This is a genomic window from Streptomyces kurssanovii (assembly GCF_040677245.1).
Taxonomy (GTDB): Bacteria; Actinomycetota; Actinomycetes; order Streptomycetales; family Streptomycetaceae; genus Streptomyces; species Streptomyces kurssanovii.
Window position 1 is genome coordinate 75,683 of the sequence record NZ_JBFAQK010000021.1, and the last position, 22,740, is coordinate 98,422.

The following is a 22,740-nucleotide window of genomic DNA, read 5'->3' on the forward strand; positions in this document are numbered from 1 at the left end:
GCCGGGGCTGCGGACGTCACGGGGCGGGGTCGCCGTTCCCCCTTCCGGCGGTCTGGGACCACCGTGCCGCGAGCAGCAGGGCGATGTCGTCGGGGCGGTCGGGAGTCTGGCGGGCCTCGTTGATGAGGCGGTCGGCGGTGTCCGACAGTGGGGCGTATCCCAGCTCGGAGAACGTGTGCCGCAGTCTTTCGATGCCCAGGTCGATGTCCACGCCCGGCTGTTCGACAAGTCCGTCGGTGAACAGGGCGAGCACCGCGCCGGGCTCCAGGGTCAGTTCCGTGACGGGGTAGACGGCGCGGGCGTCCACCCCGAGGACCACTCCGCCCGGCAGGGCGAGCACGTCCGTGCGGCCGTCCGGGTGCCGCAGCAGGGGCTGGAGATGGCCGGCGCGGACGGCGTCGGCACGGCCGGTGGCCGGGTCGAGCACGATGTAGCAGCAGCTGGCGAAGAGGCCGGGGTCGAGGTCGATCAGAAGCCGGTTGGTGCCGGTCATCACTTCCACGGGAGTGTGGCCGCTGACGGCGAGGGCCCTTACGGCGCTGCGCAGTTGCCCCATGGTGGCGGCCGCCTGGACGCCGTGGCCCTGTACGTCCCCGATGATGAGCGCCATCCCCCGGCCGGTGTCGATGACGTCGTACCAGTCGCCGCCGACCTCCATTCCCTGGGTGCCCGGCAGGTGCCGCGCCACGGTGTCGAGCCCCTCGACGGCGGGCAGCCGGTGCGGGAGCAGGGCGTCCTGGAGGCCGCGGGCGAGCGCCGCCTCCGAGTCGTACCGGCGGGCCCGTTCGAGGGCCTGGGCGATGAGTCCGGCGAGCGCCGTGAGGACGGTGCGCTCCTCGGGGCTGAAGCCGCGGGGCTGGTCGAAGCCGAGGATGCAGGCGCCGACGGGGCGGCCGGAGGCGATCAGCGGCAGGAAGGCCCGGGCGCCGACGTGCGCGTCCATGGGGATGCCGGGGTAGGCGGCGGCGAGGTTCTGCATCGACTCGAAGAACAGGGGCCGGCCGGAGGTGAGGGTCTCGACGCCGGGCAGTTTCGTGTCGAGACCCACTCCGTCGAAGCGGTTGAGGAAGCCCCTGGGGAACCCGGTCTCCCAGGCCAGGTACAGATGACGGTTGCTGAGCATGTAGATCGCCAGCTGCCGGCCACCGAACGCGGGCAGCAGCTCCTCGGTGACCACGGCGGAGACCTGCCGGGCCGTGACCGCCTCGGTGAGCGCGATGGCGAGGGCGACCGGGCGGTACAGGGCCACGGCCCGGTCCGCCGGTGAGCCGACACCGGCGCCGGGCACGGCCAACGACCCCGGGGCGTAGGTGGGCTGTTCGCCCGCGTCGAGGGTGACGGTGAGGCCGTCGAGGCTCGAGTAGAGGGTGACGGACAGCCATTCACCGGTTCCCCTGAGCAGGAAATGGACCGGATCGGGCGAGAGCAGTGCCGCCCGGTAGTGGTCCTCGTGGGCCGGCTGGCCGAACGAGTCGACGGCCTCCCACAGGACCCGCCCGATCAGATCGGCGCGCGGCTGCCCGAGAAGCCTCTCCGCGTACTCGTTCATGTACGCGATGCGTCCGAGGCGGTCGACCGAGCAGATGCCCACCGGGAGCCGGTCGGCGGCCTCGGGGACAACCGGTCCGGCGCCGAGGTCGACCAGGTAACCGGTCAGGTGGGTCGCCGTCGCCTCGTCCGTGGGGCGTCTGCGGCGGCCGGTGAGTTCGAGCAGGTGCGGGCGGCCGTCGGCGCCCTGGAGGCGCAGTCTGCGGGTGACCGGCCGGTCCGACTCGGCGGACCGGCGGGCCAGCGCCCACAGCCCGTAGGCGTCCTCCGGTTCGATCCGCGCGGCCACCGCCTCCGCGGTGAGCGGCAGCCTCGAGGGGTCGGTGCCGAGGATGGCGCACCAGCCCTCGTCGCCGGTCACGGTGCCCGCCTCGAGGTTCCAGTCGAAGGCGCCGATGCGCAGGGGCGGCGCGGTCAGCGACTGCAGGGTCACGGCCAGCGGTTCGGCGTCCCACTCGATGCGAGGCCGGTTCGGTGCCATGGCGGCCAGCGTGGCGCCGAGCCGGTCACCCACTTCGTGGATGCGCCGCCGGTCGGCCTCGGAGACCGGCTGGCCGGGGGTTGCGGGGCGCAGCACGCCGAGAACCCCGAAGCATTCACGGTCGTGGGAGATCGGCACGTACAGCGATCCGAAGGGGAACGGCAGGCCGGCCATGAGCTGGGGGTAGCGGCGCATCGCCTCTTCCGCGTCGCCGAGGTAGACCGGCTGACCGGTGCGGTAGACGTCCGAGTGCGGGAAGGGCCGGTTCACGTGCATGCCCCACCAGTGCCGGAACAGCTTCGACGGCAGCCCGGCGATCACCGCCAGGCGCAGCAGTTCGGGTGAGGCGGACCGCAGGTAGAGGCCGCCCGCGAAGCCCCCGACTGCCTCGATGGCGCTCACCTCGGCCTGGGCGAGGACCATGACGAGCTCGTCCGCCTGCGGGTCGCGGCCGTGGGTGTGCACGGGGTCCGGGCCTTCCTGGGCGGGGGCCTCGGGCACGTCTTCGCCGTACCGGGTCACCCTGCCAGCATGCTCCCGGCCGGGCGGGCGGCGCATCTCCTCGACAGGGGCCCGCGGCGGGCGGTGCCCGCATGGACGGTCACCCTGACCGGCACGGCCGGTGGGCTATGTTGAGCAGGAGTTGGACATAGAAGGGGGCACACCGGTGCCATCAGGGCAGCAGGAACGCGCGCAGGCCGCCGCGATCACCCCGGGCGGACCGCCCGAGGAGCAGCAGCCCGCTCCCGCGGAGCGGGTACTCGCACTGCTCGGCGGCCACCGCCTCTCCCCTGGTCAGCGGCGCATCGCGCAGTACATCATCGACCATCTGACCGAGGCCGCGTTCCTGTCGATCACCGACCTCGCGGAGCGGGTGGGGGTCAGCCAGCCGTCGGTGACCCGGTTCGCGACGTCCCTCGGCTACAGCGGCTACCCGGCGCTGCGGGAGGCGCTGCAGCCGATCGCGCTGAGCGCGGTGGCCGGTTCTCCGGAGACCCGTGCGGAGATCCGCCGCAACGAGCTGCAGGCGGCCGTCGACGCCGAGATCCAGAACCTGGAGAACCTGCGGCGGGTGCTGGCGGACACCGACCGGGTGCTCGGCATCGGCCGTGAGCTTGCCCTGTCGATGCCGCTGACGGTTCTCGGGCTGCGGATCTCCGTCTCGCTCGCGGAGTACTTCGCGTACGCGGCGCGCCGTATCCACCCCGATGTGCGGCTGGTGACCCGCGGCGGCAGCGTGGCCTACGACGCGCTGCTGCAGTCCCGGGAGGCGGGCGGCACCTGGGTGCTGGCCTTCGCGATGCCCCGGCACGCCAACGAGACGCTCGCGGCGCTGCGGGCGGCCCGCCGCACCGGTCTGCGGGTCGCGCTGATCACCGATCTGACGCTGGGGCCGCTGGTGGACGAGGCCGATGTGACGCTGACCGCGGGGACGGGGTCGCGGCTGGTGTTCGACTCGTACGCGGCCCCTGGGGTGCTGTCCGCCGCGGTGCTGCAGGCCATGGCGGACGCCGATCCGGAGCGGACGCAGGTGCGGCTGGAGGGCTACGAACAGGTGGCGGATCAGCACGACTTCTTCCTGGAGGACTGAACCGCCTGGCTTTCGGTGCTCGAACCGGTCTCTTACCGGTATTTTTCATGCCCAGCGGTGCATGAAATTTTTCATACCCTTGCGTACTCGACGGTATATATATTTACTGCTCCTGGCGCCGGTGTCCTCCGTAGCCATGAGGGCCGCACCCGAGCCCTCCCCAACCGAACACCCGGGTACGGCGCTCCCTCCTCGCGCCGTCCTCCGGTGTTCAATCCGGGCTCCGCATTCCGCCGCGGACGCCCTCGGCGGTCCCGGTCAACCCCTGGGCCGGGACCGCCGCACATCTCTCGATCAGAGTTCATCGGCACCACCCGGAGCGACGACGAATGTCCCGAACCCTCTCCCCGGTCGATCCGGACTGGCCCTGCCAGGTGAAGGCCCCCGGCAGCCACGACTGGGAACGGACCGCCGCCCGCTGGCTGCGCGATCTGCTGCCCGCCCGTTACGCCGGCTACTCGACGCTCAACAGGCACCCCGTCCTGCTCGCCCGGCACGCGCAGCTCCAGATACAGCACGAGATGCGCGCGGTGCGGACGGCCCTGCAGACCTCCCGGTGCGAACTGCCGCCGCTGGGTGTGGCGGAGACCGTCATCGAGAACACGATCCGGCTGTACGCGGTCGAGCTCGAGCAGCTCGGCCGGCTGGCCCGCGGGGTCAGGCTCGTCGGCGACGCCCTCCTCACGGGCGGCGGCGGCACGCACCGCAGGCGGTAGCCCGCGCGCGGCGGGCCCACCGCCCGCCGCTCACGCGAGCTGCCGCCGTACCAGTCCGTGGAGCCGGCCGCCCGCGTCGGCGAGCAGGTCGGCAGGCCGGCCCTGCTCGACGACCCGGCCCTCCTCCATCACGATCACCCGGTCCGCGTCCATGACGGTGGACAGCCGGTGGGCGATCACGACCCTGGTGGCGTCCAGCCGGCGGGTGCTCTCGATGACGACGCGCTGCGTCTCGTTGTCGAGGGCGCTGGTGGCCTCGTCGAAGAAGAGGATGCGCGGCCGGCGCACGAGGGCCTGGGCGATCATCAGCCGCTGCCGCTGACCGCCGGAGATCGCGCCGCCGGACGAGATCAGGGTGTGCAGGCCCATCGGCATCCGTTTGATGTCCTCAGCCAGCCCCGCCATCTCCGCGGCCTCCCAGACCTCGTCCTGCGAGAACGTCTCGGCGCCGCAGATGCAGTCGAGGATCGATCCGGTGAGCGGCTGGGCGTTCTGGAGCACCACCCCGCACTGCCGGCGCACGGCGGCGGGGTCGAGCGCGGCCATGTCCTGGCCGTCGTAGAGGACCGTGCCGGAGGCGGGCCGGTCGAAGCCGATGAGCAGCCGCAGCAGGGTCGACTTGCCGCATCCGCTCGGGCCGACGATCGCCACGAACTCGCCCTGCCGCACCTCGAGTGACACGTCGTCGAGGACCGGCGGGCCGTCGTCGGCGTACCGGAAGGTGAGCTTCCTGGCCTCGATCGCACCGGACAGGGTGCCGGGCTGCGCGCTCGCTCCGCGCACCTCGGGGGCCTCGTCGAGGATGGGGCGCACCTGCTCGAACATGGGCAGTGCGGCGGCGGCCGACACCAGCACGCCGGTGACCTGGGTGACGGACGTCAGGAGCATGGTGACGGCGGTGCTGAAGGTGAGGAACTCGGCCGCCGACATGGAGCCCCGTGCCGGTCCTGCGAGCAGCATGAACATGATGAGCGAGCAGAGCGGCAGGTAGACCGCGTCCAGCACGGTGGTCAGGTTCTTGATCCGGCCCACCCGTTGCTGGAGTTCGCGGGAGCGGGCGAACTGTCGTGCCCAGGCCGCGTAGGCGAAGCTCTCCGCCGCTGCCACCCGCAACTTGGGCAGGCCGCGCAGGGTCTGGAACGCCTGGTTGTTGAGCTTGTTGGAGAGTTCGACCAGCTTGCGCTGCCAGCGGACCTGCCACAGCCCCATGCCGAGGAACACCGCGCCGATGACGAGCAGCATGCCGATGGCCGCGAGCGCCAGCGGAACGCTGTACCAGAGGAGCAGCACGACGTTCATCGCACCGACGGTGGTGGACTGAAGGGCCACGGGGCCGATGCCGGACAGGACGCGGCGCATCGAGCTGATACCCATGGCCGCGCTCGCCAGTTCTCCGGTCGACCGCTCCGCGAAGAACTTGGTCGGCAGCCTCAGGAGCCGGTCCCAGACGGCGGGTTGGAGGATGCTCTCGATCCGTCCCTCCATCCGCAGGACGGTGAGGTTCTGCAGCAGCATGAACGCGGCGGAGACGATGCTCGTGACCATGAGGGCGAGCGAGACCTGCACGATCAGGCCGGTCTCCGCCTTGGGCACGTACACACCCAGGATCTGTCCGGTCGCGATCGGCACCAGCGCGCCGAGCCCGACGGTGACGAGGCCGGCGAGGGCCAGGTTCCGCAGGTCCGAGCGGGTGCCGCGCAGGCTGAAGCGGGCCAGCCGCCAGATGCTCGCGGGCCGCTCGGGCAGCGGCCGGTAGAACATGACGGCGCGCTCCTCGAACTCGTCCGCGTTGTCGCTGCCGACCCGGGTGCGGGAGCCGGTGAGCGGGTTGACCGCTTCGTAGCGTCCACGGCGCCTGATCAGGGCGACGGGGGCGCCGGAGGCGGCCCGGTGGCCCACGAGCGGGCCGGCGTCGGTGCGCCACCAGCGGCCCTGGAGACGGACGGGCCGGGTGCGGATACGGGAGGCGACGGCGATGCGTTCGACAGGGCCGACGCGGTCGTCCGCCGGGCCGCTCCTCGGGGGTTCGGTGAGCGCGATCCCGGCGGCGTCCGCGACGTGCCGGCACACCGCCAGCAGCGTGTCGTCGCCGTCCGCGCCGCCGGCGCCGCGTGCGGCGCGGTCCGGCCTGCCGATGGAGGCGAGCAGCGCCTCGTCGGCCCGGGCGCGCACATCGGCGCCGGCCTTGATCCCGGCGGCCGTCCGGTCCTCGTGGGCCCGCTCCAGCGCTTCGATCCAGCCGTCGACCGCGGACAGCAGCCGGTACTGCTGGTTCACCATGCTCTGCCACATGGCGCCCTCGACGAGCAGGTCGCCCGCCGCCTCCGCGCTGTAGGACGCGCCGTACTGCACGCTGCCGGGCTCGACCTGCATCCACAGGACGTCGTCGTCGGCCATGGCCTCCTCGCCCGCCGGGCGGCCCTCGAGCGGCGCCTCGAAGAGCACCCCGAGACCGCGGCCCACGCCCAGCCCGAAGGCGTACTCGAGCTGGGTGGCCGCCGTCCGGCCGTACGGGTCCTGATAGGCGGGCGGGTACGCCTGGTCCGGTACATACAGCTCCCGCAGCGGGATCCGGCGGAGCACGCAGTCCTGCGAGGGCCGGCCCGTGAGGGTGTGCCGGGGGCCTTCGACCGGGCCGAGGAGCAGCGTGCCCGGTTCGAGCCGGCCGAGGAAGTGCCAGTGGCCCTCTTCCGCCGCGTCGACGGCGAACAGGTCCAGGGCGCCGCCCACGACGAGCCACATCACCTGCGGCCCCTCCAGGTGCAGGCTGCGCAGGCCGGTGGTGTCGACGGGCGCGCCGAGGCCGCCGAGCGCATGGAGGACCGCGTCGGACTGCTCGTGGGCCGGGTGGAAAGCGGTGGCCGCCGGGGGTACGGATGACACGTCAGTGCTCCTTGACGAGTTCGGCGTACGGTCCCTGGGCGGCCACGAGTTCCTCGTGGCGGCCCCGTTCGACGACGGATCCGTGGTCCAGCACCACGATCTCGTCGCTGTCGCGCACGGTGCTCAGCCGGTGGGCGATGACCACGCACGCGCAGCCCCGGCGGCGCAGGTTGTCGATGATGACGCGCTCGGTCTCCGCGTCCAGGGCGCTGGTGACCTCGTCGAGCACCAGGATGCTGGGCCGGCGCACCAGGGCGCGGGCGATCTCGAGGCGCTGGCGCTGGCCGCCGGAGAAGTTACGGCCGTCCTGTTCGACGCGGCTGTGGATGCCGTCGGGGCGGCGCATGATCACGTCGTGCACGGCCGCGTCCCGCAGGGCGCTCTCCACGGCCTCGTCGGGGATGGAGGGGTCCCACAGGGTCACGTTGTCGCGGACGGTGCCCTCGAAGAGGAAGATGTCCTGGTCGACGAAGGAGACGGAGGCGGCGAGCGCCCCGCGGGGGATGTCCGCCAGCAGCCGGCCGTCGATCCGGATGGTGCCCTCCCACGGCGTGTAGAGACCCGATATCAGCCGGGAGACGGTGGACTTGCCGCTCCCGGAGCCGCCGACGAGGGCGACCTGCCGGCCGGGACCGACGGTCAGCGAGAAGCCGCTCAGCAGCGGTGCGTCGAGCGGGCTGTAGCCGAACGTGATGTTCTCGAGCGTCACGTGCCCCTTGAGCCGGCGGCTGCTCGGGTCCGGCTCCTCGCGGGAGTAGAGGGGGTCGACGGGGAAGCTCTCGACGTCCTTGAGCCTGGCGACGTCCGCGGCGAAGTCCTGGATCCGGCCGGCCACTCCGTTCAGCCGGGTGATCGGTGCCGTGAAGCGGGCCACCAGCGCCTGGAAGGCGACAAGGAGACCGATCGATATATGGCCTTCCACGGCCCGCAGACCACCGATCCACAGGATGAGGGCGCTGTTGAGCGTGGCGAGGGTCGGGGCGACGACGGCGAGAGCCGCGCTGGGCACGCCGAGACGCTGCTGCACGTCCAGGGTGGTGGCGTGCTGGCCGGCCCACCGGCGGAAGAAGCCGTTCTCCCCGCCGGTCGCCTTCATGGTCTCGATCAGCTGCAGGCCGGTGTACGAGGTGTTGGTGAGCCGGGCGCTGTCGGCACGCAGCTTCTGGGTGTGGGTGGCGCGCAGTCTGATGACGATGCGCATCGCCACGACGTTGAGCAGCGCGATCAGGACGCCGACGACGGTGAGCTGGGGGTCGTAGCTCCACAGGAGCGCGGCGTACAGGATCACCACGACCCCGTCGACGGCGGCCGCCGCGAGGTCGCGCGCGAGGGTCTCCGCCACCGCGTCGTTGGACTGCAGCCGCTGCACCAGGTCGGCCGGGCTGCGCTGGGCGAAGAACGTGACGGGCAGCCGCAGGAGATGGCGCAGGAAGCGGGCGCTGCTCAGGGTGGAGGAGATGATCCGCCCGCGCAGCAGGTTCGCCTGTTGGAGCCCGGTGAGCACGGCCGTCAGCGCCACCGCCGCCGCCATGGCGGCGAACAGGGTCCCGAGCAGCGAGGTCTGCCCGCCGATCAGGAACATGTCGATGTACGTGCGGCTGAGCGCCGGCACGGCCGCGCCCACCGCGACGAGGAGGAGGCTCGCGAGGAAGGCGGCGAAGAGGGTGCCCGCGGTGCCGCGCAGCCTGGCGGGGATTGCCGCCATGACGCCCGGTTTGCGGCCGCCCTTGCGGAAGTTCCGGTCGGGCTCGAAGACCAGGGCCACCCCGGTGAAGCTGGTGTCGAAGTCCTCCGCGGGGACGAAGCGGCGTCCCTTGTCGGGGTCGTTGATGTGTACGCCGCGGCGGCCGAACCTGCGGGCCGTGCCCTCGTAGACGACGTAGTGGTTGAACTCCCAGAACAGGATCGCGGGCGGCTGCACCTCGGCGAGCGCGGTCGCCTCCATCTGCATGCCCTTGGCGGTGAGGCCGTAACTGCGGGCCGCCTTCAGGACGTTGCTGGCACGTGAGCCGTCGCGGGAGACGCCGCAGGCGATGCGGAGCTCCTCCAGCGGAACGTGGCGGCCGTAGTGGGAGAGCACCATCGCGAGCGCGGCCGCCCCGCACTCCACGGCCTCCATCTGGAGCACGGTGGGCGTGCGCACGGAGCGGGGCCTGCTGCCGCGCCGCTGCTGCTTGCGGCGGGGCGGCGGCGCCGCGCGGCGTGTGCCGCGGCGCCCGCCCTGAGCGGCCGCCTCCGGCCGGTGTCTGCCGCGGCCGGCCGGCGGCAACTGCTGCTGGGGCGCGTGCGCGTTGTTCTCGGTCCGGGTCACGGCAGCAGCCAATCGATCGGGCGCTGCTCGGCAAGGTGGACGGCGCCGCCGGTCAGGGTCATGGATTCGAGGGGGTACGGCGGCCCGTCGGACGACGACCACCGGTATCCCGACTCGGTGTCGCGAGCGGTGTCCAGTTCGACCAGTACGGACACGGGCTGGCCGGCGCGGGAGAACTGCTCGCCCAGCTGGCTGCTGCCGAGGAACGCGGTGATCCGCTGACTGCTCTGGGCGGTCCTGCCGACGGTCTTGACCCGGCCGCGCAGCACGCCGTACTTCCGCGTGGCCACGGACTGCACGCTGAGGTCGACCTCGGCGCCGACGGGCACGGTGGAGGCGTTCTCCGCGGGCAGGTACAGCACGGCCATCAGGGGATCGTCCGGCTTCTCGATCCGTTCGACGGCCGCGACGTCCGCGCCGGGGGTGACGACGGAGCCGATCGCGGTGACGAGGGTGGTCAGCCGGCCGGCGGCGATGGCGCGCACGACGGTGACGCCCTGCGGGGTGCTGACCTTCAGCAGGGGCGCGTCGGCGCGGAGCCTGTCGCCCTCCTGGGCGAGAACCTCCGTGACCTGGCCGGCGACCGGACTCTGCAGCACGTAACTGCCCTGGGCGTGGGTGAGGATGCCGGGCGCGTCCAGCGTGGAGGACACCTTGCCCATCACCGCCCACACGCTCGCGGCGATCATGACGACGACGGTGACGGTGAGGACGAGCAGCCCCTGCGGCCGGGCGAAACGGACCGGAAGGTCGATCTCTTCCGGTGACTGCAGTTTGGAAAGGGCCTGTTGGCGGAACTGCACGATGCTCTTCCCTCAACTGCCGGGGGTTACGGGGGAACTGGGCGCTGCCCGGACGCACTGCGTACGGGGACGGGCCCGCGCGCGGGGCGGTGGCGCCCGAACCACGCGCGGCCGTGTGCCCCGGAACCTGGCCGGCTCCGGGGCACACGGCTCGGCAATGCCGGCAGAGGGGTGCCGGCGAGCCGCGGGTCTTACAGGCCGGCGACGAGACCGGTGACCGGGCCGGTGATGGCCGCGGTGTTGATGCCGGTGGCACCCTCGACGACGCCCGTCACGGTGGCGACGGTGCCGGAGACCGGGGCGATGCTGTCAAGAGCGGCGGTGGCGTTGCTCACCGTGGCGCTGTGGAGACCGCCGGCGATGTTGTCCAGCTCGGAGTCGGCGATCTCCTGGGTGGGGACGAAGCTCATGAGAAGTTCCCTTCGGATGGATATTTCGATAACGCGGCGCCCGGCACGAAAAGAGCGGTACCGGCCGCCTGGCGGGCGTGGGGGGATTCCCGGATCCGGGAACCCTTCTTCGAATCCCGCGGTGCGAAGGATCAAAGCACGTAAGGCCGTTGAGCAGCCAATCACGCCGAGCGGATTCCTGGTGAGAACGGCACCTAATTACCGCCGCGTGGACGTCCCTACATGAATTGACGCCATCTCCTTCACGGGATCGCCAAATTCGCGCGCCGGGCACGGGGCCGGTCATCCCGCAGAGAACTGGACATTCCCGCACAGACACCGATAGTCGCAGGTCAGGACGGAGGCAGGGCGAAGCCACGGAGTTGGGAGACGGTGTGCCGCCTGAGCATTCGGTGTGCAGATTCATTGAAGGAGGAGGTTTTTTGACGGCACCTCACAAAGCCTTCACACCGCGGCGGGGCGGCGCCGCAAGAACACCCGGCGCAACACTCCGCAGTCGAGTTACCGAGCAATTGCGGAGAGTTGCGCCGGGTGTTGTTCAGGCGCTGTCCGGCCCCGATTTGGCCGCAGGGGCGGTGATTTGTGCGTGCAGCGCCGCGGCATAGGCCTCGTCCGGGTCGAGCCGGCGAAGTTCCTCCGCGATGAGCTCCGCGGTGCTGCGTACTTTCAGCGCGAGGACCCGGGAGGGCTGCCCGGGGATGGTGAGCCGGGCGACGGGCCCCTCCGGCCGGTCGATGTGGATCTCGCCGTCGGCGGTGCGGAGCCGGACCGCGGTGACGACCGGCCCCTCGGTGACGACCTGCTCGACCGGCACCTTCAGCCGGTCGGCGAACCAGCGGGCGAGCAGTTCGGCGCTGGGGTTGTCGGCCTCGCTCTCGACCACCGCGGAGACCACCTCGGCACGGGCCTGGTCCAGCGCGGCGGCCAGCATGGAACGCCACGGGGTGAGCCTGGTCCAGGCGAGGTCGGTGTCGCCCGGCTCGTATCCGGAGGCGCGGGCGTCGAGTTCCTCGATCGGCCGCTCCACCGCGTACGCGTCGGTGATGCGCCGCTGCGCGAGCGCGCCCAGCGGGTCCTTGGCGGGGACGGGCGGGGCGTCCACGGGCCACCAGACGACGACGGGGGCGTCGGGCAGCAGCAGGGGCAGCACCACCGAGTCCGCGCGGTGGGAGAGTTCGCCGTGCAGTCGCAGCAGCACGGTCTCGCCGGCTCCGGCGTCGCTGCCCAGGCGGACCTCGGCGTCGAGGCGGGTGTCGTGGCGGTCGCGCGGGGAGCGGGCGTGGCGCTTGATGACGACGAGGGTCCGGGAGGGGTGTTCGCGGGAGGCGTCGCCCGCCGCCTTGATGGCGTCGTAGGCGTTCTCCTCGTCGGTGACGATGACCAGGGTGAGCACCATGCCGACGGCGGGGGAACCGATGGCGCGGCGGCCCCGGACGAGCGCCTTGTTGATCTTGCCGGCCGTGGTGTCGGTGAGGTCGATCTTCATGGCCTTCGCCAGCTCCGTCCGTCTCGTGCGAGCATGTCGTCCGCTTCGGCGGGCCCCCAGGTGCCGGCCGCGTACTGCGCCGGCTTGCCGCTGCGGTCCCAGAACTCCTCGACGGGGTCGAGGATCCGCCAGGACTCCTCCACCTCCTCCGTCCGCGGGAAGAGGTTGGCGTCTCCCAGCAGCACGTCGAGGATGAGGCGCTCGTACGCCTCGGGGCTGGACTCCGTGAACGACTCTCCGTAGGCGAAGTCCATCGTCACGTCGCGCAGCTCCATCGATGTACCCGGCACCTTGGAGCCGAACCGCACGGTCACGCCCTCGTCCGGCTGGACGCGGATGACGAGCGCGTTCTGGCCGAGCTCCTCGGTCGCGGTGGAGTCGAACGGCGAGTGCGGGGCGCGCTGGAAGACGACCGCGATCTCGGTGACGCGCCGGCCGATCCGTTTGCCGGTGCGCAGGTAGAAGGGGACGCCCGCCCACCTGCGGTTGTCGATCTCCAGCTTGATCGCGGCGTACGTGTCGGTCCTGGAGTCGGGGGCGATGCCCTCTTCCTGGAGGTAGCCGGCGACCTTCTCGCCGCCCTGCCAGCCCGCCGCGTACTGGGCGCGCACGGTGGACCGGGCGAGGTCCGCCGGGAGTTTGACGGCCTTGAAGACCTTGAGCTTCTCGGTGACGAGGGACGCGGCGTCGAATGCGGCGGGCTCCTCCATCGCGGTCAGCGCCAGCAGCTGGAGCAGATGGTTCTGGATCACGTCACGGGCGGCGCCGATGCCGTCGTAGTAGCCGGCCCGGCCGCCGATGCCGATGTCCTCGGCCATCGTGATCTGCACATGGTCGACGTACGACCGGTTCCAGATCGGCTCGAACAGGGAGTTGGCGAACCGCAGCGCCAGGATGTTCTGGACGGTCTCCTTGCCCAGGTAGTGGTCGATGCGGAAGACCTCGTCGGGTGCGAACACCTCGTGCACGATCTCGTTGAGGTCGCAGGCGCTCGCCAGGTCGTGACCGAACGGCTTCTCGATGACCGCGCGCCGCCAGGAGCCCTCGGGCGCGTCGGACAGGCCGTGGTCCTTCAGCTGCTGGACGACCTCGGGGAAGAATTTCGGCGGCACGGAGAGGTAGAAGGCGAAGTTGCCGCCGGTGCCCTGGGCCCTGTCGAGGTCCTCGACGGTCGACCTGAGCTGCTCGAACGCGGCGTCGTCGCCGAAGTCGCCCTGGACGAACCGCATTCCCTCCGAGAGCTGCCGCCACACCTCCTCACGGAACGGCGTGCGGGCGTGGTCCCTGACGGCCTGGTGGACCACCTCGGCGAAGTCCTGGTCCTGCCACTCCCGGCGGGCGAAACCGACGAGCGAGAAGCCCGGTGGCAGCAGTCCGCGGTTGGCCAGGTCGTAGACGGCCGGCATCAGCTTTCTGCGCGACAGGTCCCCGGTGACACCGAAGATGACCAGTCCGGAGGGACCGGCGATACGGGGCAGCCGCCTGTCCAGCGGATCCCTCAGCGGATTGACCCAGCCGCTGTCCGGCGGCATCCGCCGGGTCCGCTGCCGCGAGCTCTCCTGCGACCTGTTCTGTGACATGGGGTCAGGCCTCCCTGCGCCTACGGCGTTCGGATGCGTCGCTTCCGAGCATCGCATCTCCCGCTGATCTTGCCGGGGCTCACACACCCGTCGGTGGGACTTCCGTGCAAGGGGATTGACCCATCGATTTGCCAGGCCCTAGGTTCCACAGAAAATTGCGGAGCTTGCTTCGAAAGTTTCGAAAACGGAAAGCCCTCCTGGGTCTTCCGGAAGGCTCCGCCCCACCGAAGGGGAACATCCGTGCTCAAGGTGACCCGTGCCCTGGCCATCAGCGCCGCAACGGCAGGACTTCTCGCCACCTTCACGCTGCCCGCCGCCTCCGCGGGCGCCCCGGCCGGCGCCGCGGGCGCCGGCGAGGAGACCGTGGCGCCCTCGAAGGGCGCCCCGGGCGACCCGACCCTCGGCGCACTCGGCAGGAAGGCCGGACTGCGGATCGGCACGGCCGTCGACACCTCCGCCCTCGCCACCGACAGCACCTACCGCGAGACGGTGGCCCGCGAGTTCACCTCGGTCACCGCGGAGAACGTGATGAAGTGGCAGCTCACCGAGCCCGAGCGCGGCAAGCACGACTGGGCCGCCGCGGACGGGCTCGTCGACTTCGCCCGCTCCCACAAGCAACTGGTGCGCGGCCACACCCTCGTCTGGCACAGCCAGCTCCCCGCCTGGGTGACAGAAGGCTCCTTCACGCCCGAAGAACTCCGGGAGATCCTGCGCCGCCACGTCACCGAGGAGGTACGCCACTTCAAGGGCCGGATCTGGCAGTGGGACGTCGTCAACGAGGCGTTCAACGACGACGGGACGCTGCGCGACAGCATCTGGCTGCGCAACCTGGGCCCCGGATACATCGCCGACGCCTTCCGCTGGGCGCACCAGGCCGACCCGGGCGCGAAGCTCTACATCAACGACTACAACATCGAAGGCGTCAACGCGAAGAGCACCGCCCTGTACGAGCTGGTGAAGCAGCTGCGCCAGGAGGGCGTACCGGTCCACGGCGTCGGCCTCCAAGGCCACTTCGCCGTTCAGTACGGCTTCCCCGGCGACGTCGCGGCCAACCTGAAGCGGTTCGACGACCTCGGCATGGAGAGTGCGATCACCGAGGCCGACGTCCGGATGCCGATGCCCGCCGACAACGTCAAGCTCCAGGCGCAGGCGCGCGGTTACAGCGTGCTGCTGGGGGCCTGCCTCGTCACCCGGCGCTGCACCGACTTCACCGTCTGGGGCTTCACCGACAAGTACTCGTGGGTGCCCGGCACCTTCGAGGGCGAGGGCGCGGCCAACGTCCTCGACGAGAACTACGCGGTGAAGCCGGCGTTCGACGCCCTCCGCCAGGACCTGACCCTCGCCGGCCGCCGTCGCTGAGTCCTCGGCGCGAGAAGACATTCGTCAAGGAAAGGGCAGCATGGAACGGCATTCTCCGGGCGGCGCGAGCCGCAGAACGGTACTGGGACTCGGTCTGGGACTGACCGCCCTGGCCACTCCCCTCGGCTCGGCGCTGCTGGCGCCCGGCGCGGCATGGGCCGCGCCGGGCGGCGGCCCGGGCCGGGCGACGGACCCCGGCTCGTACATCTCCTTCACACCGGAACCGGGCGGCTTCCCGCTCGTCCGGGCGGGCCGAGCGGTCCCCGTGGTGGTGAGCTCCGCCGACCACGAAGGCGTCGTCCGCGTGGCGGGCGATCTGCGGGACGACATCGAACGGGTCACCGGCGTACGGCCGGCGCTGCTCCAGGACGGCGTCCCGCGGCAGCGGGAGGTCGCGATCGTCGGCACCATCGGCCGCAGTCCGCTGATCGACGGGCTGATCGCGGCCGGCAAGCTCGACGTGCGCGGCATCGAAGGCGAGTGGGAGACGTCGCTGCAGACGGTCGTCGAGCACCCGATGCCCGGCGTCGACCGTGCCCTCGTGATCGCGGGCAGCGACCAGCGGGGCACGATCTTCGGCGCGTACGACGTCTCCCGCGGCATCGGTGTCTCCCCCTGGTACTGGTGGGACGACGTCGCGCCGCGCCACCGCGACGCGCTGTACGTGCGGCGCGGCCGGCACACCCAGGGCACCCCGGCGGTGAAGTACCGGGGCATCTTCATCAACGACGAGAACCCGGCGCTGGGCACCTGGGCGCCCGCCTTCTTCGGCCCTGGCAAGGCCCCCGGTTTCGAGGGCGGTTTCCACGCGGCCTTCTACGCCAAGGTCTTCGAGGTGATGCTCCGGCTCAAGGCCAACTACCTGTGGCCGGCGGTCTGGGGCCGGGCGTTCGCCGAGGACGACCCGCTGAACCACGCCACGGCCAAGGCGTACGGCATCGTCATGGGCACCTCCCACGAGGCGCCGATGATGCGCGGCATCGAGGAGTGGAACCGGCACGCCGTCCCCGCGGTGCGCGACCAGGACGGCACCATCACCACGCCCGGCCACGACCCCTACGGCGGCACCGGCGAGTGGTCCTTCCGGCGCAACAAGGAGGCCGTCAAGGCGTACTGGGCCGACGGCGTCCGCCGGATGAAGGACGAGGACTTCGAGGGCGTCATCACCCTCGGCATGCGGGGCAACGGTGACACGAGCCTGCCCGACGGCGACGCCATCGACCTGATGAGCGAGATCATCGCCACCCAGCGGACCATCATCGCCGAGATCACCGGCAAGGACCCGGCGGCGCTGCCGCAGGTGTGGACGCTGTACAAGGAGGTGCAGCGCTACTGGGACCGGGGGCTGCGGGTCCCCGACGACGTGACCGTCGTACTCACCGACGACAACTGGGGCAACGTCCGCAAGGTGCCCTCGCTCTCCACCGACGCCCGCGCCGGCGGCTACGGGCTCTACTACCACTTCGACTATGTGGGCGTGGGCCGCAACTACAAGTGGGTCGACACCACCACGCTGCCCAACATGTGGGACCAGCTCAGCCAGTCCTTCGCGTACGGCAACGACCGGCTGTGGGTCACCAACGTCGGCGACCTGAAGGGCAATGAACTGCCCACGCAGTTCTTCATGGACTACGCGTGGAATCCGCGCCGCTGGGAGCTGGACCGGCTCCCCGAGTGGGAACTGGGCTACGCCCGGCAGAACTTCGGCGAGCAGGAGGCCACCGCGATCGCCGCCGTACTGGACCGCTACGCCCGGCTCCAGTCCCGGCGCAAGCCCGAACTGCTCAACCGCAGGATCACCCTGGACCCGGCGAAGGACCTCGCCACGGACGAGAGCGCCGTCCTCTACGACGACGAGGCCACCCCGTTCAGTCTCACCGACTACCGGGAACTGGAGCGGGTCACGGAGGACTGGCGGCAGCTGGCCCAGGAGGCCCGGGAGATCGGCCGCCGGATACCGGCCGCCGCCCAGGACGCCTGGTACCAGCTCGTCGGCTACGAGGTCGAGGCCACCGCCAACGTGTACGCGCTGCGCGAGGCCGAGTTCACCAACCTCCACTACGCGGCCCAGGGCCGGGCCCTCACCAACGAGCTGGCGGCCCGGGCCGAAGCCCGGCTCGCCGACGACTTCGCGCTCTCCGAACGGTTCGACAACGAGGTCGCGGGCGGCAAGTGGCGCGGCTTCCAGACCCAGCCGCACATCGGCTACGGCGACGTCGCACGCTACGGACCCAACGCGCCGTGGCAGCAGCCGGAGCTGAACCACGTCGCGCTTCCCGACGAGATCTTCCCCGCCGTCAAACGCATCGAGCTGCCGGAGCGGCCGGAGATGGGCGTGGCGGTCGACGGCAGCGCGGCGTGGTGGCCCGGCGAGGAGCAGGAGCGGGAGCAGGGGCGGGCCACGCTGCCCGTCTTCAGCCCGTACCAGAGCCAGCCGGCCCAGTACATCGAGGTCTTCAACCGGGGCGGCGGGTCCTTCGACTACGAGGTACGCACCGGCGTCCCGTGGCTGAGCGCCGACCGGCCGCGCGGCCGGGTCGGAACGCAGCAGCGGGTGACCCTGCGCGTCGACTGGTCCCGGGCGCCCAAGGGCACCACCCGGCTGCCGGTGGAGGTCCGCGGCCCGGACGGCCGCACGGTGCGCGTCGATGCGGTGATCGACAATCCGCGGGTGTCGCCTGCGCGGCTGTCGGGATTCATCGAGGCGAACGGCTACGTCTCCATCGAGGCCGAGCACTACGCGAAGGCCGTGGGCAGCAGTTCGGTGACCTGGCAGCGCATCCCGGGCATCGGCCGCACCGGCGGCGGGATGGAGCCGTTCCCGGTGACGGCGGCGCGCCGCACCCCGGGCGACGGTCCTCATCTCCAGTACGAGCTGACCCTGTTCACCACCGGCCGGGTCACCGTGTGGGCGTATGTGTCGCCACGGAACAACGTGCTGGCGACGGACGGGCTGAAGTACGCGGTGTCCTTCGACGACGACCGGCCGCAGACGGTGAACATCACGAAGGCCACCGGGTCCGACGACGGCACCATGAACCGCCGGTGGGCGCGCACCACTTCCGACAACGTCAACCTCACCGGCACCGAGCACCGGATCGGCCGCGCGGGCCGGCATGTGCTCCGGTTCTGGATGGTCGACCCGACGGTGGTGCTGCAGAAGCTGGTCGTCGACACCGGCGGTCTGCGGCCCAGCTACCTGGGGCCGCCGGAGAGCATGCGGCTTCGCTGAGAAGCACGAGATCCCCGGGAGCTTTCCGCTCCCGGGGATTTCCGTGTGCCGTGCTCCGGGGTCAGCCGGCGACCGGTTCGACGACTGTGGCGCAGTGCAGCGTGCGGTCGTGGCCCGCCGTCCGCTCCGGGCCGGTCAGGCGCAGCGGTACCGTGTGCCGGACGTCGCCGGGCGCGCTGGACGTCGCGAACCGCAGCTCGAGGTCGCCCGGTTCGACGATCCGGTGCCCGCCGACGCCCGTGAAGGACGCCAGGTCGGCGTGGAAGCGGAAACGGACCTCCGCCGCGCGGCCCGCCGCGAGCTCCACCCTGGCGTAGCCGATCAGCCGGACCTGCGGCCGGGTGGTCTGGGCGACCGGGTCGTGCAGATAGAGCTGGACGACCTCGGCGCCGTCGCGGTCGCCGGTGTTGCGCACCACCACGCCGATGTCCGCGGACCCGTCGGTGGGGAGTTCCGCGGGAGCGGGCGGCCCGGCCTCCCACTGGAAGGTCGTGTAGGAGAGTCCGTGCCCGAACGGGAACAGCGGTGTGGGGTCGAGGTTGCTCACCCCGCCCGCGAGGCCCAGTGGCGGCTGGAGGTACGTCCAGGGCTGGCCGCCCGGCCCGTACGGCACACCGACCGGCAGCCGGCCGGACGGGTTGACGCGTCCGGAGAGCACCCCGGCCAGGGCGGGGCCGCCCTCCTCGCCGGGGAAGAACGCCTGCACCACGGCCGCGAGCCGGTCCGCCCAGCGGCCGAGCGCGTACGGACGGCCCGTCACCAGCACGGCCACCACGGGGATGCCGGTGGCCAGCAGGGCGTCCAGCAGCTCCGCCTGGACACCGGGCAGCGAGAGGTCGGACGCGTCGCAGCCTTCGCCGGAGGTGCCGCGGCCGAAGAGGCCGGCGCGGTCGCCGAGCACGGCCACGCACACATCGGCGTCCTGCGCGAGACGCACCGCCTCGGCGATGCCGGAGGTGTCGGGCCCGTCGACGTCGCAGCCGGCGGCGTGGCGGACCGCGGCGCCGGGGAACTCGTCGGTCAGCGCCGCGAGCACGGTCGGGATGTCCACGCCGAGGGGAACCTCGGGGTGCGAGACGCCGACGTGGCTGGGGAAGGAGTAGCAGCCGAGCATGGCCAGCGGATCGTCGGCACGCGGTCCGACGACCGCGATCCGGGCGGTGTCCCGGAGCGGCAGCACGCCGCCGTCGTTGGCGAGCAGCACACAGGACTGCTCGGCGACCAGACGGGCGGTCTCCCGGTTGGCGGGCGTATCGAGGTCGACGGTCCCGCGCACGCTCTCCGCCTCGCCGTCCGCCCCCCGGAGCACCGGGGGCAGCGGGGACCAGTCGGGGTCGAGCAGGCCCAGTTCGCACTTCTGGAGCAGGACCCGGCGCAGCGCGCGGTCGACGAGTGCCTCCGTCACCAGCCCGTCCCGTACCGCTTCGACGAGCGCGTCGCCGTAGGAGCGGACGGTCGGCAGTTCGACGTCGACGCCGGCGGTCAGGGCGAGCCGGGCGGCGTCGCCGGGCCCGGCGGCGATCTTGTGGAGGGTCTCCAGGAAGCCGATACCGAAGTAGTCGGCGACGACCGTGCCGTCGAAGCCCCAGGTCTCCCGGAGGAGTTCGGTCAGCAGCCGGGTGTCTGCCGCCGCCGGGACCCCGTCGATCTCGGCGTAGGAGTGCATCACGGAACGGGCGCCGCCGTCCCGCAGGGCCATCTCGAACGGCGGGAGGATGACGTCCGCGAGCTCGCGCGCGCCGGCGCGGACCGGGGCGAGGTTGCGGGCCCCGGCGGACGCCGAGTAGCCGGCGAAGTGCTTGAGTGTGGCGATGATCCCGGCGGACTGCAGGCCCCGCACATAGGCGGTGCCGACGGTGGCGACGAGATAGGGGTCCTCGCCGATCGTCTCCTCCACCCGGCCCCAGCGCAGGTCGCGGACGACGTCGAGGACGGGGGCGAGTCCCTGGTGCACGCCGACGGCGCGCATGTCCTCGCCGATGCGGCGCGCCATGCCGGCGACCAGGGCGGGGTCGAACGTGGCGCCCCAGGCCAGCGGTACGGGATAGGCGGTGGCGGACCATGCGGTGAAACCGGCCAGGCACTCCTCGTGGGCGAGGGCCGGGATGCCGAAGCGGTTCGCGTCGGCGATCTCCCGCTGGGCGCGGGCGAGTGCCACCGCGCCGGTCGCCGGGTCGACGGGAGCGGTACCGAACGGCCGGGTGAGCTGGCCGAGGCCGCGGGTGATGAGGCTGTCCCAGTCGACCGGGTCGACCATGTCGTTCTGGTGGGGCGCCACACCGTTGCCGTCGCCGTCGGCGCCCACCCACACGCCGTAGAGCTGGGCCGTCTTCTCTTCGAGGGTCATTCTGCCCATGAGGTCGTCGACCCGTGCCGCGGCACTGAGCGAGGGGTCGCGCCAGGGGCCTTCGGCGTCGGGGGCCGCGGTGGGCGCGTCCGGGGCATGCGGAATTGCCATCGGGCAGGGGTTCCTCTCGGTGGTGGCAAATGTGCGGGCTCGGCGGCGGGGCTACTTGCCGCCGACGCCCATCAGGCCGTTGACCAGGGCGCGCCTGGCGAAGAGATAGACCGTGAAGATGGGGATCACGGACAGCACGACGGCCGCGAGCAGCGCGGGGACGTTGAGCCCGAACTGGCCCATGAAGTTGAACAGGCCGAGGGTGAGCACACGCTGCTCCTCGGACTGGGTGAGGATCAGCGGGAACAGGAAGCCGTTCCACGCCTGCAGCGCCGAGAAGATCGCGACGGTGCTGATGCCCGCCCGCGACATCGGCACCGCGAGCTGCCACAGCATGCGCAGCGGTGTGGCGCCGTCCAGCCCCATCGCCTCGTACAGCTCCTCCGAGATGTCACGGAGGGTCGAGGTGAGCACCAGCACGGCCACCGGCATCGAGAACGCGGCGGTCGGCAGGATCACCGCTGCCAGCGAGTCGTACAGGCCCATCTCGGCGATGAGGAGGTACAGCGGCACGACGACGGCCTGGGCCGGGATCGCGACGCCGAGCAGGAAGGTCCGGAAGGCCATCGAGGACAGCCGGCTCCTGGTACGCACGGCCACGTAGGCGAGCGGCACGGAGAGCGCCAGCACGATGGCGACGGTGGCGACGGCCACGACGGCGGTGTTGATCAGCAGCGTGAAGAAGCCGCTGCTGAGCACGGTGTTGTAGTTCTCGAGCGTGGGATCGGTGGGGAAGGCCAGCGGGTTGCCGCTGAGGGCCTGGTCCTGCCGGGTCAGCGAGGAGGAGAGCAGGGTGTAGAGCGGCACCAGCACGATGACGAGCCAGGCCAGGGCTCCCAGGCCGACGAGGGGGTTGCCCTTCGGCCGGCGCCGGCGGGTCCCGCGCACGGTCCTCGCGGTGTTCAGCTGTGCGGACACGCGGTCACATCCCTTCCCTGGTGGAGCGCATGGACCCGAATCCGCTGAACTTCACCATCAGCAGGGACAGGGCGGTCGCCACCACGACGAGCGCCGTGGCGATGGCGCTGGCGTAGCCGAGGTCGTAGCTCTGGAAACCGGTGCGGTACATCAGGTAGGGCACGATCGTGGTGTCGGTGCCGGGTCCGCCCTTGGTCATGATGAGCACGGTGTCGAAGTACGTCAGCGAGCCGACGATCATCAGCACCGACGACGTGGTGATGGTGTTGCGCAGTTGGGGCAGTGTGATCGAGAAGAACTGCCGGACCGGTCCCGCGCCGTCGATCGAGGCCGCCTGGTAGAGCACCTGCGGGATCTGCCGGGTGCCGCCCTGGTAGATCAGGGTGTGGAAGGGCATGAACTGCCAGCCGCCGACGAAGGCCACGGTGAGCAGTGCTCCGGTGGACGAGCCCAGGATGTTGGGGTCGATCCCGAACCAGGGCCCGATCTCCTTGATCACACCGAAGTTGGGGTCGAGGAGCGAGTGGAAGAGCACCGCGATCGCCGTGGTGGACAGCAGCAGGGGGACGAAGAAGATCGCGGAGAGCACGGCACGGTTGCGCTGCCGGCCCGCCGCCCATACGCCCAGCATCAGCGCGATGGGCGTCTGGAAGGCCCAGCTGATGACGGTCAGCAGCAGGCTGAGCCAGCCGGCCTGGCGGAATTCCGGATCCTTGAACAGCCGCGTCCAGTTGTCGAGTCCGACGGGCGTCGGCGAGGTGAGGCCGTCCCAGGAGCAGAAGGACAGATAGACGGCCAGCGCCATCGGCACGATTGCGAAGAGCCCGAAGAAGAGGATGCCGGGCAGCGCCCAGGTGACGGAGGGTCGGCCGAAGCCCTGGCCCGCCGCAGTGCGGCGGCCGCGCTTCGTGGCGGCCGCCGCTCTGCTCCGCTGCTTCTCGAGCGGTGTGGAAACGTCTGTCAT

The 22,740-nt window shown here is 71.5% G+C and carries 14 protein-coding genes; 4 read left to right on the plus strand and 10 right to left on the minus strand.

Going from position 1 to position 22,740, the window contains the following annotated elements; translation table 11 throughout:
• Positions 1-16: 16 nt before the first annotated feature.
• Entirely contained in the window at positions 17-2,587 is a 2,571-nt protein-coding gene (locus tag AB0K36_RS17370) for a SpoIIE family protein phosphatase (protein WP_435877878.1), read from the minus strand.
• Between the two features lie 109 nt (positions 2,588-2,696).
• Here AB0K36_RS17370 and AB0K36_RS17375 point away from each other — a divergent pair, with 109 nt between their 5' ends.
• Positions 2,697-3,620, plus strand: a complete 924-nt coding sequence (locus AB0K36_RS17375; RefSeq protein ID WP_364594633.1) for a MurR/RpiR family transcriptional regulator — start codon at positions 2,697-2,699, stop codon at positions 3,618-3,620.
• Between the two features lie 329 nt (positions 3,621-3,949).
• A complete protein-coding gene (locus AB0K36_RS17380) occupies positions 3,950-4,336 on the plus strand; it encodes a hypothetical protein (RefSeq protein ID WP_364594635.1) in 387 nt (128 codons plus the stop codon).
• Between the two features lie 30 nt (positions 4,337-4,366).
• Here AB0K36_RS17380 and AB0K36_RS17385 read toward each other — a convergent pair whose 3' ends face one another.
• The 6 genes from AB0K36_RS17385 to zwf form a co-directional block, all read right to left on the minus strand.
• Positions 4,367-7,219 carry an NHLP bacteriocin export ABC transporter permease/ATPase subunit gene (locus tag AB0K36_RS17385; RefSeq protein WP_364594638.1) on the minus strand — a complete coding sequence of 951 codons (2,853 nt, stop codon included), beginning with the start codon at positions 7,217-7,219 and terminating at the stop codon, positions 4,367-4,369.
• A 1-nt stretch (position 7,220) separates the two neighbouring features.
• On the minus strand, positions 7,221-9,338 hold the full coding sequence (locus AB0K36_RS17390) for an NHLP family bacteriocin export ABC transporter peptidase/permease/ATPase subunit (protein WP_435877880.1): 2,118 nt from the start codon (positions 9,336-9,338) through the stop codon (positions 7,221-7,223).
• A 188-nt stretch (positions 9,339-9,526) separates the two neighbouring features.
• The gene (locus AB0K36_RS17395) at positions 9,527-10,333 is read right to left on the minus strand and encodes an HlyD family efflux transporter periplasmic adaptor subunit (protein ID WP_364594642.1); all 807 of its coding nucleotides are present in this window, start codon (positions 10,331-10,333) and stop codon (positions 9,527-9,529) included.
• Positions 10,334-10,524: 191 nt separating this feature from the next.
• Positions 10,525-10,743, minus strand: coding sequence for a hypothetical protein (locus tag AB0K36_RS17400; protein ID WP_037775423.1), 219 nt, complete (start codon positions 10,741-10,743; stop codon positions 10,525-10,527).
• 538 nt (positions 10,744-11,281) lie between these two features.
• The gene (gene opcA, locus AB0K36_RS17405; RefSeq protein ID WP_364594644.1) at positions 11,282-12,229 is read right to left on the minus strand and encodes a glucose-6-phosphate dehydrogenase assembly protein OpcA; all 948 of its coding nucleotides are present in this window, start codon (positions 12,227-12,229) and stop codon (positions 11,282-11,284) included.
• A complete protein-coding gene (gene zwf, locus AB0K36_RS17410) occupies positions 12,226-13,761 on the minus strand; it encodes a glucose-6-phosphate dehydrogenase (RefSeq protein WP_364594711.1) in 1,536 nt (511 codons plus the stop codon). Before zwf ends, opcA begins: the two co-directional genes overlap by 4 nt.
• Positions 13,762-14,049: 288 nt before the next feature.
• Here zwf and AB0K36_RS17415 point away from each other — a divergent pair, with 288 nt between their 5' ends.
• Together AB0K36_RS17415 and AB0K36_RS17420 are read left to right on the plus strand one after the other, a co-directional pair.
• Complete coding sequence (locus AB0K36_RS17415) at positions 14,050-15,168, plus strand: endo-1,4-beta-xylanase (protein WP_364594647.1); 1,119 nt, start codon at positions 14,050-14,052, stop codon at positions 15,166-15,168.
• A 40-nt stretch (positions 15,169-15,208) separates the two neighbouring features.
• On the plus strand, positions 15,209-18,400 hold the full coding sequence (locus tag AB0K36_RS17420) for a glycosyl hydrolase 115 family protein (protein ID WP_364594649.1): 3,192 nt from the start codon (positions 15,209-15,211) through the stop codon (positions 18,398-18,400).
• Positions 18,401-18,461: 61 nt separating this feature from the next.
• Here the strand turns inward: AB0K36_RS17420 and AB0K36_RS17425 are convergent, their stop codons facing one another.
• Genes AB0K36_RS17425 through AB0K36_RS17435 form a run of 3 tightly spaced genes read right to left on the minus strand, consistent with a single transcriptional unit; the run spans position 18,462 to position 22,740 of the window.
• Positions 18,462-20,858 carry a beta-xylosidase/alpha-l-arabinosidase gene (locus AB0K36_RS17425; RefSeq protein ID WP_364594652.1) on the minus strand — a complete coding sequence of 799 codons (2,397 nt, stop codon included), beginning with the start codon at positions 20,856-20,858 and terminating at the stop codon, positions 18,462-18,464.
• Between the two features lie 51 nt (positions 20,859-20,909).
• The gene (locus tag AB0K36_RS17430) at positions 20,910-21,776 is read right to left on the minus strand and encodes a carbohydrate ABC transporter permease (RefSeq protein ID WP_364594655.1); all 867 of its coding nucleotides are present in this window, start codon (positions 21,774-21,776) and stop codon (positions 20,910-20,912) included.
• Between the two features lie 4 nt (positions 21,777-21,780).
• Entirely contained in the window at positions 21,781-22,740 is a 960-nt protein-coding gene (locus AB0K36_RS17435) for a carbohydrate ABC transporter permease (protein WP_364594658.1), read from the minus strand.

Coding starts and splice junctions, on each gene's coding strand:
- AB0K36_RS17370 (WP_435877878.1), bottom strand. CDS start 2,587: ATGCGCCGCCCGCCCGGCCGGGAGCATGCTGGCAGGGTGACCCGGTAC.
- AB0K36_RS17380 (WP_364594635.1), top strand. CDS start 3,950: ATGTCCCGAACCCTCTCCCCGGTCGATCCGGACTGGCCCTGCCAGGTG.
- AB0K36_RS17390 (WP_435877880.1), bottom strand. CDS start 9,338: ATGGAGGCCGTGGAGTGCGGGGCGGCCGCGCTCGCGATGGTGCTCTCC.
- AB0K36_RS17400 (WP_037775423.1), bottom strand. CDS start 10,743: ATGAGCTTCGTCCCCACCCAGGAGATCGCCGACTCCGAGCTGGACAAC.
- opcA (WP_364594644.1), bottom strand. CDS start 12,229: ATGAAGATCGACCTCACCGACACCACGGCCGGCAAGATCAACAAGGCG.
- zwf (WP_364594711.1), bottom strand. CDS start 13,761: ATGCCGCCGGACAGCGGCTGGGTCAATCCGCTGAGGGATCCGCTGGAC.
- AB0K36_RS17420 (WP_364594649.1), top strand. CDS start 15,209: ATGGAACGGCATTCTCCGGGCGGCGCGAGCCGCAGAACGGTACTGGGA.
- AB0K36_RS17425 (WP_364594652.1), bottom strand. CDS start 20,858: ATGGCAATTCCGCATGCCCCGGACGCGCCCACCGCGGCCCCCGACGCC.
- AB0K36_RS17435 (WP_364594658.1), bottom strand. CDS start 22,740: ATGACAGACGTTTCCACACCGCTCGAGAAGCAGCGGAGCAGAGCGGCG.